Source organism: Streptomyces sp. NPDC054834, assembly GCF_053611185.1.
The window spans coordinates 154036-169361 of sequence record NZ_JBSGZV010000007.1 but is presented as its reverse complement, the minus strand read 5'-3'; the positions used below and the strand labels follow the sequence as shown (position 1 = coordinate 169361).

The window sequence follows — 15326 nt, the reverse complement described above, 5'->3', positions numbered from 1 at the left end:
TCACTCCCCCTTGCCGGCACGGAGTTCGAGGACGAGGCGGGTGAGCGTGGTCCTCACCGGGTGGCTGGTGACATCGGTGGATCCTCGGAACTTCGCGCGCCGCGCGCCCGGCGTGAAGCGCAGGGTCCCGTCCTCCACCTCACAGCCCTCGATGGCCACTAGTTCTGCCCAATCCAGCTTCGGGCGACCCCCGGAGCGCACGTCCAGCTGGGCGACCGGCACCATCGGGACGACCTCGTCGCCCCGCGGGATGCTCACTTCTGCGGTGATCTGCCACTCACCGCCATCGCCGATCGTGGCATCGAGCGCGTCCAGTACCGGAACCACCGGCCCGGACGGTGCCTTGGCCTTGGGCCTCTTCTTCACGGTCAACGCCTTGCGCAGGGCCTCACCGCCTTCGCGACTGCCACGCTTGGGCCTTGCGACGAGTTCCTTGACAGCATTGTTGACCTCAGTGGTCAGCGTATTGATCCGCCGGTACGCCGAGGGCGACCAGCGCAGGGTCAGCTCCTCCGTCTGCCCCCACCGGTCATGCTCAGGCGGTTCCGCCGCACGCAGAAACTCCTCGGCCTCCTCCGCAAAGGGGGCCGATTCCCCGGCTGCGTCCCCCACCAGGAGAACGGCCTGGAAAGGGTTGGTACCGAGCGGCAGGTTCGGAACTGTGGCCTTCTTGACGGTCATGCGGTTACCACGCAGCGAGTGCACCTGGTTCTTCGGCGTGTCATTGTCATTGGCGGCTTCAGTGACCAACAGGACCGCTTGGTGCGTCCCGAGAGTCCCCACGGCGCCTCCGGACAACGGAAGCTTCAACGGAACACTACGTGCCGCCACCTGCCCGGCTTCGGTGAGCCGATCCACGGTGGTCCCCTCGTAATGAGCCCTCAGGGCACGAGTCCGGGAGGGTTGCTCGACAGACGGGTCCACCTGTTCCTCCGGTACGACCACGTCGCCGTTGCGCAACGTACGGACAGAGACCTCTAGGAGGGGAAGCCTGCTGCCCCCACCGGTCATCGCGGCCCAGAAGTCACGCCCCAGCGCCTTGACCAGTCGGCGGTGCATCTTACTGATGTCACGCGTGTCCTCATTGCCCTCCTCACCCATGGTCTCGTCGTCCCCCTCGGACGATTTCTCCTCAAGACTGGCCACGTCATGCGCGCCGACGATGAGGAAGGAAGTGCCGGGTTCGTCGCTTTCCCGGGTCAGGTGCAGGTGAGCCACGGTCTCCTCGTCGGCCCACCAGGAACGGGCAACCCTGGCCCCGGGCGAATCAGGATCGGGGCGCCCGAACCAGGCAGGACCCGCGTACGGCTCGCCGTCGACCTCGCGCCACGGCAGTTCGAGGCGGCCGATGACCCGACGTTCGGTACGCCCCTCATGAGGCACGGACAGAGTGGAGTTGATGAGGACGAGTCCGAGGGCGCTGGTGGCCCACAACGTCGCCTTGCCCAGGCCGTACGAACCACCCGCGCCGTGCCCGGACTTGAGGCTCTCCAGCTGACGCCTGACCACGGCGGCGAACTTCCCGTCCGCGTAGTCGTCGCCGATGAGGCCGGAAGCGTTGTAGTCGTCGACTCGGAGCAGGACCAGACGACCCTTTTCGTACATGTCGCGCACCCCGGCGTCCACGACGCGACCGACTTTCTGGTTGCCGGCGATCTCCGAGACCGCGGAGTAGTGGGGGAAGAGGTCGTTCCAGAGAATCGCCTCACGGAAGGCGTCCAAGGCCTCGCCAGTCAGCTCGTGCAGGGTGTAACGGACACGGACCGGGCGGCCGTTCTGCGCCAGTCGCTCGTCGAGGCTGTTCTGACAGGTCTCGCGTGCGAGGACCTGGACGTCGGCGTCGAAGGCGAAGGCAGCCGCGTTACCCAGTTCACGGCCGCCGTCGGGGTAACCGGGACGGTGGTACCAGGTGACCGGGAGGCCGACCTGGGTATCGGTGGTTCGGGTGTGCACCGTGCCGAGGTCCGTGCCGAGCGCCCTGGCGATGTCCGTCATGACGGTCGGCCGGGGAGTCGACCTTCCGGTGATCCACGCGGAGACGGCAGCCCGAGTCAGCCTCAGCTCATCAGCCAGTTCGGCCTGCGTCTTCCCTGCGAGCTTGAGCTGTCGGGCCAACCAAGGCCCGAACTCCTCACCTGTCTCCACGCGCCACCTGCTCCTTCCGGGGGCCGCGTGCGGCTCGCAAGCGGCAGACCAGGAGGCTAATTTGACGATCAAGATCCTGTCAATCATTAGTTGATAGATCCGATTGCCCTGATCGCTTTCACTTCACTGCCCGTTCTGTCCCATTGCATACCAATAGGCCTCCCTGGGGTGCACTGAACGCTCTCAAGTCACGCCGATCCTCAACCAGACGCCCTCGCCCCCACCGGTGGGGGCAGGCCCCCTCGCCCGCCCCCACCGGCAGAGCAACGAGATCCCCGCCTTCCGGGCCCCTGTTCGACAGGGTCCGCCGTCTGCCCTGGCGTGCCTGGCATGAGATCAGCCTCGACCACCCCGGCAATCCGGCGGCTGAAGGCCGCCGCCTGCGGTGCTGATCGCTCGGCGTATTCGCACACTTCGAATACGCCGATGCCCGCCAGGCCCTCCAAGTCGTGCGCTGGAGGAAGGACTTCACCAGCGGCAAGCTCACCATCGAGCGCGTCTGCCTGATCACCGGCTGCCGCCCGGCGGGGTTACCGGCGCCCAGCTCGCCGAGCAAGGGACTCTGATTCCCGAGCCAGGCTCCACGAGCAGCTTGCCACGAAGGAACGACCCAACGCCCGTTTTTCCACGAGGAGTTGGTCTTGCCAGATCGCGGGACCATTCGGTAATGTCCATGACGGCGGAAGTGCCGCCTCGCTCACGAAACACCTACGGGTAGACCGGGCGGCCGAGAGAGAAGTGCGCCCATATCCCGACTTCGTAGATCAACAACGCTCGCACACCTGACACGATCAAGCATTCGCGCGGCCGCCAAGTCGGTGCGGCCTAGCAAAATTTTCCCGTTTTCTCAAAACACTGGCGACGCAAGCTCTGCGCCCGCTAGCGTGTTTTACCGGTACGCATCTCAAAAAGATGAGCTACCCATTCAGGGGGACATGAACCATAACCACCCCTGCGCGACTTGACGACTTCGACACGACAGGGGTGAAACATTCATGGACGAACAAGGATACGGCGAGTACCTGAACTCAGGCCGGGAAGTAAATGGATTTAAGCTGCAAATGCAAATAGCAAAGAACGGAGAGGAGGTGGCCGAACTCCTTGAGTGGTACTGCCTGTCCGAGGCAGATTTCATCAAGGGTTTCCCTGACCTGGCCGAGCGCGTTCTGAAGCTGCCTTCAGGCACCCACTCCTTGGGTTGAGATTTTTCAATACACCACGCTGAAGCGTATTAGAGACTCCTTGAGGGCCCCGATCGCGCCTTCCGTCGAGTCACTCCCATGAGCATTTTGCGACGCATTCTAACCCCTGCTCCAAACGTTTACGGGTCGGCTGCATCGAAGCCGGCAGCCGGCCCGTCTCCCAACTTTCCTCTCAACTCTCACTTTCCAGGAGTGCAAATAGTGCAAGCTTCGCTCTCTTCGGTGATCGACACTGTTCTCGAGCAGTCTTCCCGTGTCCTGAAGACTTACTCCGTGGACCCCGGCCTCGTAGCGGAACACGCAAATGGAGAGCGCCGTATCACGCAGGGCGGGTACGGTGACCGTCAGCTTTTCGAGCTGGTTCAGAACGCGGCCGATGAAATCGCCGGCGATCCGGGAGGCCGAGTCCAAGTCGTCCTCACCACAACCCATCTGTACTGCGCCAACGAAGGAGACCCGGTAACCCCGGAAGGTGCAGAAACAATCCTCCGGATGAGCATGTCGAGGAAGCGTGGCGGCCAGATCGGACGATTCGGTGTCGGGGTCAAATCCGTCCTCGTGGTCACGAACGCGCCGGAATTCTTCAGCCGCACCGGAAGTTTCGGATTCGACCGCGCCTGGTCGTACGCACAGATAAAGGCCGTGCCCGGTGTGACAGCGCGCTACGGCCCGGAGTTCGACGCCCCCGTCCTGCGAATGGCCCGGCCGCTCGACATGCAGGCCGAGCGGGCCGCCGACCCCGTCCTGCACGAGCTGCTGACCTGGGCGACCACCGTCGTCAGACTCCCCTTGCTACCGAAGGCGGACGACCGACTGGGACGGGACATGCACGGCGGTCGCGCCAAGGAGCACGGCGAGCCTCGCGACGAGTTCCCGGTGGGATTCCAGCTCTTCTCACCCCACGTCGCGAAGGTCGTGCTGGAGGATCGTCGGCTCCGTCCCGTGGCCCGCCGGACACTGACCACCCAGCAGGTCGGCGACCTGCACACCGTGGTCGAGGAACGGACCGGGAAGCCCGTCGCCACCGACCGATGGCGGGTGTTCACCACCACCCACGAGCCCGGTCCCGCAGCCCGCGAAGACGCTGGCGAACTACACGACCGGCTCTCGCTCGACCTCGCCTGGGGTGTCCCCGCTTTGGCGAAGGACCCGGAAAGCGGCCTGTACGTCAGCCCCCGCTCGCGCGGTCGGGGAAGGTTCTGGTCCTTCTTCCCCACCAAGTACGAGATGTCGCTGAGCGGCATCCTCAACGGCGCCTGGAAGACGAACGAGGACAGGCAGAATCTCCTCGATTCCTCACCTTTCAACCAGGAGATGATTCGAGTCGCGGCGCGGCTGGTCGTCGACTCGCTCCCCGACCTGGCACCCGCCGAGGATCCCGCTGCCTACCTCCCGTTGCTGCCCGGCCGTGTCAAGGAAGCCATCAGCTGGGCCGACGAGTTCCTGACCCGGGAGATCTGGGCCCGCACCGCGGTCGGCCCGTCGCTGCCCGACCAGGACGGACTGCTGCGCGTTCCGACGGAACTACGAATCCATCCCCGGTTCGACCGAGACCTGAAGAAACTCTCTGGTTGGCTGCGGATGTGGCACGAATGCCCCGGGCGCCCCTCGAACTGGTTGCACCCCAGCGTCGAGGCGGATTCTCTGCGCTCCGGAAAGGTCGAGCACATTCTCGGCGCTGCCGGACACGAACGAGCCGACGTCCGCACTTGGTTGGAGGCCCTGGTCGAGAGCGGCACCGCAGAAGCGTCAACGGTTGCCATCAAGATTCTGGCGGAGATGGTCGAGGTTCGTTCCCCGTACGCCGAGGAGGCCCGCAAGGCTCGCATCGTCCTCACCGAGGAGCACGGCCTCGTCGCCCCCGTACCCGGTCGTGTGTTCCGCCGCGCCGACGAGGGCGGCCTCCGCGAAGCCCTGGTATACGTGGTCGACACGCTCGCCCAGGACGACTCGTTGGCACACGCGCTCGACACCCTGGGCATCCAGGAGGCCGATGCCGAGGGCCGCTTCGTCAGCGTTCTCGACCAGAGCTTCGCCCACTACAGCGAGACCGACTGGGAGCGGTTCTGGGAGTTGTTCCGCCAGGCCGGCATCCGACGACTCGCCCACAAGGTCCTGGAGAGGGTGCCCGACCCGCGTTCGACCCTGCGCGTGCGGACCGCCGACGGGCGGTTCCGGTCGATCGAGGACTGCATGCTGCCGGGCGTCGTGGTCGACGCGACGCGTGACCCGAGTGTCGCTGTCGACATGGACTTCCACTCCGACGACAAGCCCTTCTTCTCCCAGGTGGGCCTCCGTGAGCGGCCGACCAGCGGCATTCAGCCCAGGACGGGCGAGGCCTGGTTCGAGGAGTACCGTGAGGCTGTCCACGCCGCCTACCTGCGTGGCTTGGACAGCCGCGCCCCCCGTCCCACACTGAACCGCATGAAGGTCGAGGGAGCCGCGATCGGGGGGCCGCTCCACCTCTTCCGCGTACTCTCGGAGGAGTCCCGCGCCGCCTTCCTGAAGGCGCTTCCGGACGACGCCGTGGTGGACAACTGGACCCGCCAGCTCGGCGCGCAGAGCAACACCCGACAGGCCGTTCCCTCGCCGATCCGCTGGATGCTGCGGAAGCACGGCACCGTCGCCACCTCGCAAGGGATCAAACCGCTGAAGGAGGCAGTCGGTCCGCAGCTCGCCGCCTACCGTGACGTGCTGCCGGTCGCCGACCTCTCCCCCGAGAAGGCCCGCAAGCTGCGTCTCCCGACCACAGTCGACGAGGTGCCGTCCGACCGCTGGAACGCACTCCTCGACGAGGTGGCCCGCAGCGAGGACGACTCCTTCGTCGGCGCCACCTACGTGATGCTGACCCGGTTCGGCGCGGACTTCCCCGAGGACTCCCTGACGCGCTGCCGGATCGGCGACACCTGGGATATCCGGCCTGACGACGAGATCACCCTAGCCGTCAATGCCGCTGAGTACCGGGCGCTGCGTGCCGAGCAGTTGCCCGCGCTGCTCGTGCCGACCGCCGAGGACGCCGAGCTGATGGTCGAGAAATGGGGCATGCTCCGCTACTCCGACGTGATCAGCCGGGAGACCCGCGAGGTGGCCGAGGGAGACCCGGTGCCGCTCGTCGAGCTGTACCCGGCTCTGCGCCAGCGCCTGAACAGCGGAAACCGGAACAGCCTGGTGCAGCGCTGCACCGAACTGGAGGAGATCACCCGCACACCCAATGGCACACACGCCACCCCGCTCAAAGCGGTCAGTCAGAACGGCACTGTCAAGGTCCGCGTCCCGCTGGGGCCCGAGCCGATGCTGATCCTGATCGACCACGAACTCGGCCTCGGTCTCGGAGCGGCCGGGTGCCGGGCCGTCCTGGAGCACCAGGAGCGCATGGCGCGGGACAGCGCCATGCAGGCCGCGCAGAAGGCCGTACGTGACGCCGAGGACGCGGTCGCGAAGATCGAGCTGCTGATCGGGGCGGAGGCGCTGCGTGCCGGGCTCCCCGAAGGGTTGATGGAGGCCGAGCTGCAGGCGGCCGACGGCGTGGAGCCCTCCGGACGGCGGATCGCGCAGATGGCGTTCAACGCGCACGGCGACGGGGTGCTCCATCAGCACGCCCGGGACATCCAGGCACGTTTCCCCAACGCGCCGGTCGGGTACACGGGTTCGTCGGCCGCCATCGCCTTTGTCTCACAGATGAAACTGCCTATCGCGTTCGCCGGTTCAAGGACTCCGTCCCCGCCCCCGTTCGAGACCGTCGAGGGCCCGCGGGACTTCCCGAGTCTCCACGACTACCAAGAGGACCTGGTCCGGAACATCTCCATCATGCTCGACCGGCTGGCCCCTCAGCGCGGCATGCTGTCCCTGCCCACAGGGGCCGGCAAGACCCGGGTCACCGCCGAGGCTGTGATCCGCTGGGTCAAGCGCGTCGGTGACCTCAAAGGGCCGCTGCTGTGGATCGCCCAGACCGAGGAGCTGTGCGAACAGGCGGTTCAGAGCTGGAAGTTCGTCTGGAGCAAGGTCGGCGCGGAGCGCTCGCTCACCATCAGCCGGTTGTGGGGCACCAACGAGGTCGGGAACGTTGTCGACCACCCCCACCTGGTGGTCGCCACCGACGCCAAGCTGGAGCGGTGCCTGAGCACCGACCAGTACGCCTGGCTGCGACAGGCCGCGCTGGTGATCGTGGACGAGGCACACACCGCGATCTCCAAGCGGTACACCGAGATTCTGGGCCAGTTGGGCCTCACCCAGTACGAGACAAGCCGGCATCTGCTCGGCCTGACAGCCACCCCTTTCCGTAACACCAACGAAGAGGAGACCCGCCGTCTGATCAACCGCTTCGGCAACAAGCGACTCGACCAAGGAGTCTTCCCGTCGGGCGACCCGTATCGCGACCTTCAGAAGTGGGAGATGCTCGCCCAGGTCGAGCACCGCACCCTAGAGGGTGGCTGGATCGAACTGACCCGGGACGAGAAGACGCACGCCGATCGCATGGCGGTGCTCTCCCGATCCGCCGAGCAGCGGCTCGCCGACGACCACGCGCGTAGCCGGCGCATCGTCGATTCGGTGGCCGGCCTGCCGGACGACTGGCCGACGTTGCTCTTCGCCACCTCCGTCGACCACGCCAAGTACCTGGCGGCGATGCTCAACGACCGAGGTATCCGATCCGCCGCCGTGGACTCGACGACGAGTGCGCAGGACCGTCGCAGTCGCATCGAGAACTTCCGAAACGGTCGTATCCGTGTGCTGACCAACTACGGTGTCCTCACCCAGGGATTCGACGCACCCGCCACCCGTGTCGTGGTCGTCGCCCGCCCGGTCTACAGCACCAACGTCTACCAACAGATGATCGGGCGTGGTCTGCGCGGGCCCAAGAACGGCGGCAAGGACACCTGCCTGATCCTCAACGTCTCCGACAACATCGCCAACTTCGACACTCAGCTCGCCTTCACACAGTTCGAGCACCTCTGGAGCCGTAAGTGACCGACGCCTACCTCGACAGCCCTCCGCTCACCGACGAGCAGCGGGCCGTGGTCGAGCAGCCCTGGGACGCACGCGTCCTTGTCACGGCGGGTGCTGGGGCGGGGAAGACGCACACGTTGGTGCGTCGGCTGGATACCCTGTGCGGGCACCAGGACCCTGACGAGGCACTGGAGGCCGCCGAGATCTTGGTGCTCACCTTCTCCCGGGCCGCTGCCCGCGAGTTGCGCGATCGCATCGCCCGGCACGGGGAGCGGGCCCGCCGGGTGCGCGCCCAGACCTTTGACGCCTGGGCCTACGGGGTACTCCTCCAGGCGTATCCGGACGGCGAGTGGAGCACTGTCGGCTTCGACGAGCGGATCACAGCCGCGACCCGGGCGATCGAGAACGGAGCGCTGGAAGCCGGCGATGCCGTTCCGCCCGCTCATGTCGTGATCGACGAAGTGCAAGATCTTTTGGGAAAACGCCGAGAGCTCGTTGAGGCGCTTCTGGACCGATACCAGGACAGTTGCGGCTTCACTGTCGTCGGAGACGCCGCCCAGTCCGTCTACGGCTTCCAGATTCAGGGCCTGACCGAACGCTCCGACGAGATCGGCCGGTTCTTCGACTGGCTGCGCTGCTCGTACCCCGACGACCTGGTGGAACTGCACCTGGGGCAGAACTTCCGGGCCATCACCCCCGAGGCCCGGATCGCGCTGACGCACGGTCCTCGGCTCCAACAGGTCACCGACGCCAAGGATGCGGTGACGCTCTACGAGGAACTGCGCGACCTGCTTCTGGCTCCGACGAACGCAATGGGCGACCTCACCGATCCGTTCACTCTGGACGGGTTGCGGACCCTCTCCGAAACCTGCGCAATCCTCACCCGTGACAACCGACAGGCCCTGGTCGTCTCCGGCCTGCTCCACGAACACGGCGTCGAGCACCGGCTGCGGCGCCCCCTCGAAGAGCGGCCTGTGCCGTACTGGGTGGCTGAGTTGTTGCGCCGCACCGAGGCGACCGGCCTCACTGAGGAGCGCTTCCGCTCTCTGCTGGCGGAGATCCCTTTGCCGTTCGAACCACATGTGAGTGTCCTGTGGACGGTGCTGCGCCGGGCCACACGTACGGCTGGGCGCAACGCGCTGGATCTGGAGCAGCTGCGCCGGTTGGTCGCCGACGGCCGGTTCCCGGACGAGGCTGCCGACCCGGAGACCACACGGATCGTCGTATCGACCGTGCACCGGGCCAAGGGCCTCGAGTTCGACCGGGTGATCATCCTGACCCCGCCGACCATCGCCGAACTCCAAAAGCAACACAAGGACGAGGTGGACCTCCCCGCCGAGGCCCGAGCCCTGTACGTGGCGATGACGCGTGCCCGCCAGGACCTTTACCACATGGACCCACCGGAGCTGCCTGTTCTCAAGACGGCGGGCGGCAGGAGCAACGGCCGCCGGTACGTGGGCGGGTGGCGGTCGTACGACAGATACGGAGTCGTCGCCGAGGCGGGCGACGTCTGCAGGGACAACCCGCCCGGCCATGAGACCGATGCTGTGGCGACCCAGGCGTATCTCCTGGAGCAGGTCACCCCCGGGCAGGAAGTGGTGCTGCGCAAGCGCCACGACCTGCCCATGGGTGAGTGTCAGAGCCCGCCGTATGCCTTGGTGCACAACGGGCGGGAGATCGGTGAGGCGTCAGAGCGGTTCCGCGAGGAGCTGTTCCAGGTGCAGAAGCTGAACCGAACGTGGGACCCCTGGTGGCCCGACGAAATCCACGGGATACGCGTGGACACCCTGGAGAGCGTGACAGGCAGCGTCGCCGCCGGAGCGAACGCCGGTCTCGGCGATCGTGGCGTGTGGATCGCCGCCCGGATCACAGGCATCGGAAGATATCGGCGGGCCAACAACGACGAGGAGCAGCGCGCATGACGCACGTAGCAAGTCTGCACTCCGAGCACTATCGGGTTCGGGACGAAGAACTCCTGGTGGGGCTCCGCCGCGAACTCCTCGGCCCTGCTCCGGACGCCGCGCCGGACGACCGTGACGAAGTCCTCACCGAGGATGCGCCGATCGATCGCTACCTGGCCGGCGTCCTCTACCCACGATCGGCGAATGCGACCGCCGAGCAACGGCTCCGTGAGGACGACGCCGAGTACAAGGGCCTGGACATCACCCCGCAGCGCAGCCGTGACAACCTCGAGGAATCCGGTACCGCGGAAGAGGTCGGCGCCGCAGGGTCCCGCCGCCCTTCCTCGATGGGCCTCACCTTCGCGGTCGACCCGGCCATAAGCGACACGATTGTCGTCCTGGCGCGCGCCGCCGTCTACCAGCCCACCGACGCGGAGGGAAAGCCCGTCCCGGCCCGCCGTGCCGAGGCTCGCACGACTTCCGACCAGCGGGAGCAATGGCGACGAAAGGAACTCGAACTTCCCAACACCACGCTCGACGTGACCACGCCCGCCCCGGACATGAAGGTCGACCTCGGGTCTGGGGCTGCGCTGCGCGTCAACGTCCGACGCCCCAACCCGACCACCGGTACGGTCACGATCACGGTCACTCTGGTCAACACACACCGGGTCGGCGAGCGGGAGCTCCAGGACGCGTTCTGCCTGTTTCAGTGCGGTCTCACGATCCGCGCGGCCAACGGCTCCACCGCCTTCGTCGAGCGCCCCGCCCCGGCAGCCGCCCATGATCCCGAGGTCGCCACCAGCCGTCTGCTCCACCGCCACGCTCCGACGTTCGCGGTCGGCCACGGCTGCGCCGCCGAGTGGGCTTGGACGCCACCGCCGATCGGCATGACCGACACCGTCAAGGCCGCAGTCACCGAGGTGCGGAGCGAGTTCGTGCCCACCGTGGAGGTACTGCTCACCGACTCCAACCCGGAGATCGACAGCTCCGCTCTGTCCATGCTCGGCCTGGCGGAGCGCTCCGACACCGAGATCCTGACGGCCCTGGAAGCGCTCGCCACGGGCTACGAGCGTTGGATCGACCGCAAGGAGGCTGAGGCAGACGCCCTGGTAGGGCGCACGTTCGAGAAGCCCGCGCAGGATCAGGTGGAGGCCTGCCGTGAAGCGCTCGGCCGCATCCGCGAGGGCATCGACCTGTTGGAAGCCAAGCCCGACTTGATGCGGGCGTTCCGCCTCGCCAACCGCGCCATGGCCGATCAGCGAGCACGCAGCGCGTGGGTGAAGAGCGGCCGAAGCGGTTCCCCCGATCCGGCTGCCGGCCGTTGGCGCCCCTTCCAGATCGCATTCATGCTGCTCTGCCTAGCCGGTATCGATGACCCCGAGCACCGTGATCGGGGCGTCTCCGACCTGCTGTGGTTTCCCACCGGTGGTGGCAAGACGGAGGCGTACCTCGGTCTGATCGCCCTCACCTCGTTCCTGCGTCGCATCCGCAGGGGCGCTGACGGCGGCGGCGTCACCGTGCTCATGCGCTACACGCTGCGGCTGCTCACACTCCAGCAGTTCGAGCGCGCCGCGATCCTGCTCTGCGCCATGGAGCGCATACGCCGCGATACCCCGGAGTTGGGCCACGAGGAGTTCTCCATCGGCATGTGGGTGGGTCGATCCGCCACCCCCAACACTCTCGAGGAGGCCGATAGGAAGCTCGCCGAACTCCGCAGGGATCTCGACAAGCGTCTCGCCACCGAGAATCCCGTCCAGCTGCACGCGTGCCCCTGGTGCGGCGCCCGCCTAGACGCCCGTGCCTACGAAGTCGAGGAGAACGCCAAGCGGATGTACGTCCGTTGCCCTGGTACCGACTGCGACTTCGTCGATGGCCTGCCGGTCCACCTGATCGACGAGGCGGTGTACGCCGCCCGACCGACGCTGGTGATCGCCACCGTCGACAAGTTCGCCTCGATGCCGTGGCGCCCGGCCACCGCCGCGCTCTTCAACCGCGACGACCCGAGCGACCGCACCCCGCCGCCGGAACTGATCGTTCAGGACGAGCTCCATCTGATCTCAGGCCCGTTGGGAACCCTTACCGGCCTCTACGAAACCGCCGTGGACGCGCTCGCCGATCGTCCCAAGGTGATCGCCTCGACGGCGACCATCCGTCGCGCCGCCGATCAGGGCTGCCACCTCTTTGCCCGCGAGGTCCGCCAGTTCCCGCCCGCCGGCCTGGACTCCCGGGACTCCTGGTTCGCCGTGGAAACCCCGCGCGAGGAGAAGGCGAGCCGCCGCTATGTCGGCCTCCTGGCCCCCGGCACCAGTCAGTCCACCCTCCTGATCCGCACGTACGCCACCCTGCTCCACCGGGCCAAGCACGCACGCACCGAGGACGAGGTGCGCGACGCGTACTGGAGCCTCGTCGGCTACTTCAACAGCCTTCGGCTGCTGTCCGCGGCCGAACTCCAGGTACACGACGACGTTGTGGCCTACCTCGAGTTGCTCGCCGAGCGCGAGGGGGTGGCTGTCCGCTCTGTCGCCAATCACTCGGAGTTGACGAGCCGGATCGACGCCAGCGAGATCCCCACCCGCCTCAAGGGAATCGAGAAGAAGCTCCCCGACGAGGACACCGTGGACGTCCTCCTCGCCACCAACATGATCGCGGTAGGCGTCGACGTGGACCGGCTCGGTCTGATGGCCGTGATGGGCCAGCCGCAGACCACCGCCGAATACATCCAGGCCACCAGCCGTGTCGGTCGTGCCCACCCGGGACTGGTCGCCGTCATGCTCAACGCGACTCGTTCCCGCGACCGCTCCCACTACGAGAACTTCCTGCATTTCCATTCCGCCCTCTACCGCGAGGTCGAGTCCACCTCCGTCACTCCGTTCTCCGCCCGTGCCCGTGAGCGGGGCCTGCACGCGGTGATCGTCGCCCTGGCCCGCATCCTTATCCCGGCGGCCCGTCCCAACGAGTCGGCTGGCCTGGTCGACTCCTACGAGAGCGTTCTCCGCGAGGACATCAAGCCTGTCCTGCTGAGCCGTGTCCGCGGCGTCACTCCGGAGGAGGCAGACGCGGTGGCTCGCGCCTTCGACAAGTTCGTCGATTGGTGGTGCGAAGAGGCCGACACACACGGCGGCCTGCTTTTCGAACCGAAGAAGGGCAGTCGAACCCCCTCGCTCCTGAAGTCGTACGACGACGAGTCGGAGGACGCCGAGGCCTGGCGCACCCTGTGGAGCCTGCGCGACGTCGATGCAGAGTCCGCCCTGTTCATGGAGGCATCCCGATGACCCCGCCCCCCGCACTCCGTCGCCGGACCGGCAAGGACGGCGCCGCGCCCGCCCGCAACCTGCCCCGTCGTGGCGCGGTTCGTCGCGCCCAGGCGATCACCACGTACGGTATCGGCTCGCTCGTCGCCGTTGACCACGAGTCCTTCATCGTCTCAGGCCTCGATGGGGCCGACGAGCACTGGGACAGGGACGAGTCCCCCCGGATCCACGAGCGGCGCCTCGCCCGTGTCCTCGGCGTCCAGTACTTCCGGCTGCCGCCCGCGTCCGACGACACCAGCAAGGACGGCCTCCGGGTCCGCCGTTTCCCTCTCATGCACTCCTGCCCTGAGTGCAACGACCTGCGCCGGCACCGTGACTTCACCCCGCCGCCCGGCCGGAGCATCTGCGGCACGTGTGAGGCCGACCTCGTCCCCTCGCGTTTCGTCATCGCCTGCGAGGCCGGACACCTCGACGAGTTCCCGTACTGGCAGTGGGTCCATCGCTCCTCCGACCGCGGTGCCGCGACAGCAGGACAGTGCGGTGGAACCCTCAAATTGCGATCGTCGGGCCGCAGTTCCTCGCTCCGCTCGATCCGCATCTCCTGCACCTGTGGGGTACCTGAGGTCTCGATGGAGGGCTCTTTCCGCAAAAGCGCTCTCAAGGATCTGGGCCTTCGATGTCGTGGCACCCGCCCCTGGCTCGGCACGTCCGTCCCCGCCGAGGCCTGCGGCCTGACCCCGCGCACCCTCCAGCGCGGTTCCTCGGCCGTGTGGCAGCCGGTATTGAAGTCGGCGCTCTCCATCCCGCCATGGAGCGACGGCCGTGCCGATCCACTCGCCGAGCACTGGGACGAACTCCGCAAGCTGAACAGTCGTGCGGAGGTCGAGATGTGTCTCAAGTTCGCTTTCAAGGGAGAAAGTCCGGTCCCGATCGAGGAGGTGATGGCGCTCCTCGACGCGGAACGCGAGGAGGACCCGAGCGGCGAGGACACTCCCACTTTCGACCACCGCTACCGCGCCCTGCGCAACAAGGAGTACGAGCGGCTCCGCTTGGGCAATGACGAGCGCGAGCGGTCCCGCGACGAGCAGTTCATCTGCGAGACCCCGCTTGGCGACGCAACCGTGCTTCGGCCGCTCGGTGTCGCGGGCCCGATGCTGGTGAAGAAGCTGCGCGAGGTGCGCGCTCTCAAGGCGTTCACCCGGCTCGCCGACCCAGACTCGACGACCGAGTCCAACGAGGTCCCGCTCTCCGCCTCCGCTCTGCAGTGGCTCCCCGCCATGGAGGTTCACGGCGAGGGGGTCTTCCTCCGCCTGGACGAGGATCGACTCGTCTCCTGGGAGAGGGCCACTGCGGTGGCCGCCCGGGTCGAGAGAATGCGCACCGCTCACCAGAGGGTGATGGAGCAGCGCGCAGCAGACCCGAGCCGGGTCGCCCCTTCGCCCGCCACGCCCCGCATGGTGCTGCTGCACACACTGGCCCATGTCCTCATCAACGAATGGAGCCTGGAGGCGGGCTATCCAGCCGCAGCCCTGCGCGAGCGCCTGTACGCCGCCGACGACATGGCCGGAGTTCTCGTCTACACCGCGACCAGCGACTCGGCGGGCAGCCTCGGCGGGCTCGTCGCCCAAGGGGAACCGCATCGCCTCGACCAAGCGATCCGTTCGGCCGTTCACCGCGCCGAGTGGTGCTCCTCCGACCCACTCTGCGTCGAGTCCGAGGCATCTGGCACGGGCGGAACCAACCTCGCGGCCTGCCACGCATGCGTGATGCTCCCGGAGACCAGCTGCGAGCACAACAACATCCTGCTCGACCGCGCGCTGCTCGTCGGAACCCCCGAGGATCCAGCTGTGGGCTTCTTCCGGCATGTCCTCGCCACCTGAACC

General features: G+C 67.1%; 6 protein-coding genes. 5 read left to right on the top strand and 1 reads right to left on the bottom strand.

Translation table 11 applies throughout. The annotated features are described in order from the left end of the window. A complete protein-coding gene (locus ACWGJM_RS12595; RefSeq protein WP_453411642.1) occupies nucleotides 1-2145 on the bottom strand; it encodes a helix-turn-helix transcriptional regulator in 2145 nt (714 codons plus the stop codon). Nucleotides 2146-3140: 995 nt separating this feature from the next. Between ACWGJM_RS12595 and ACWGJM_RS12590 the strand changes: the two genes are divergently transcribed. The 5 genes from ACWGJM_RS12590 to drmB all read left to right on the top strand — a co-directional run bounded on the left by ACWGJM_RS12590 (nucleotide 3141) and on the right by drmB (nucleotide 15323). Further along, on the top strand, nucleotides 3141-3347 hold the full coding sequence (locus ACWGJM_RS12590) for a hypothetical protein (protein ID WP_453411641.1): 207 nt from the start codon (nucleotides 3141-3143) through the stop codon (nucleotides 3345-3347). 78 nt (nucleotides 3348-3425) lie between these two features. Further along, nucleotides 3426-8312 carry a DEAD/DEAH box helicase gene (locus ACWGJM_RS12585; protein ID WP_453411640.1) on the top strand — a complete coding sequence of 1629 codons (4887 nt, stop codon included), beginning with the start codon at nucleotides 3426-3428 and terminating at the stop codon, nucleotides 8310-8312. Further along, nucleotides 8309-10213 (top strand): UvrD-helicase domain-containing protein, encoded by a 1905-nt coding sequence (locus ACWGJM_RS12580; protein ID WP_453411639.1) that lies wholly within the window; start codon nucleotides 8309-8311, stop codon nucleotides 10211-10213. Before ACWGJM_RS12585 ends, ACWGJM_RS12580 begins: the two co-directional genes overlap by 4 nt. Next, the gene (locus ACWGJM_RS12575; protein WP_453411638.1) at nucleotides 10210-13464 is read left to right on the top strand and encodes a helicase-related protein; all 3255 of its coding nucleotides are present in this window, start codon (nucleotides 10210-10212) and stop codon (nucleotides 13462-13464) included. Before ACWGJM_RS12580 ends, ACWGJM_RS12575 begins: the two co-directional genes overlap by 4 nt. After that, nucleotides 13461-15323 carry a DrmB family protein gene (gene drmB / locus ACWGJM_RS12570; RefSeq protein ID WP_453411637.1) on the top strand — a complete coding sequence of 621 codons (1863 nt, stop codon included), beginning with the start codon at nucleotides 13461-13463 and terminating at the stop codon, nucleotides 15321-15323. Before ACWGJM_RS12575 ends, drmB begins: the two co-directional genes overlap by 4 nt. Nucleotides 15324-15326: the final 3 nt, after the last annotated feature.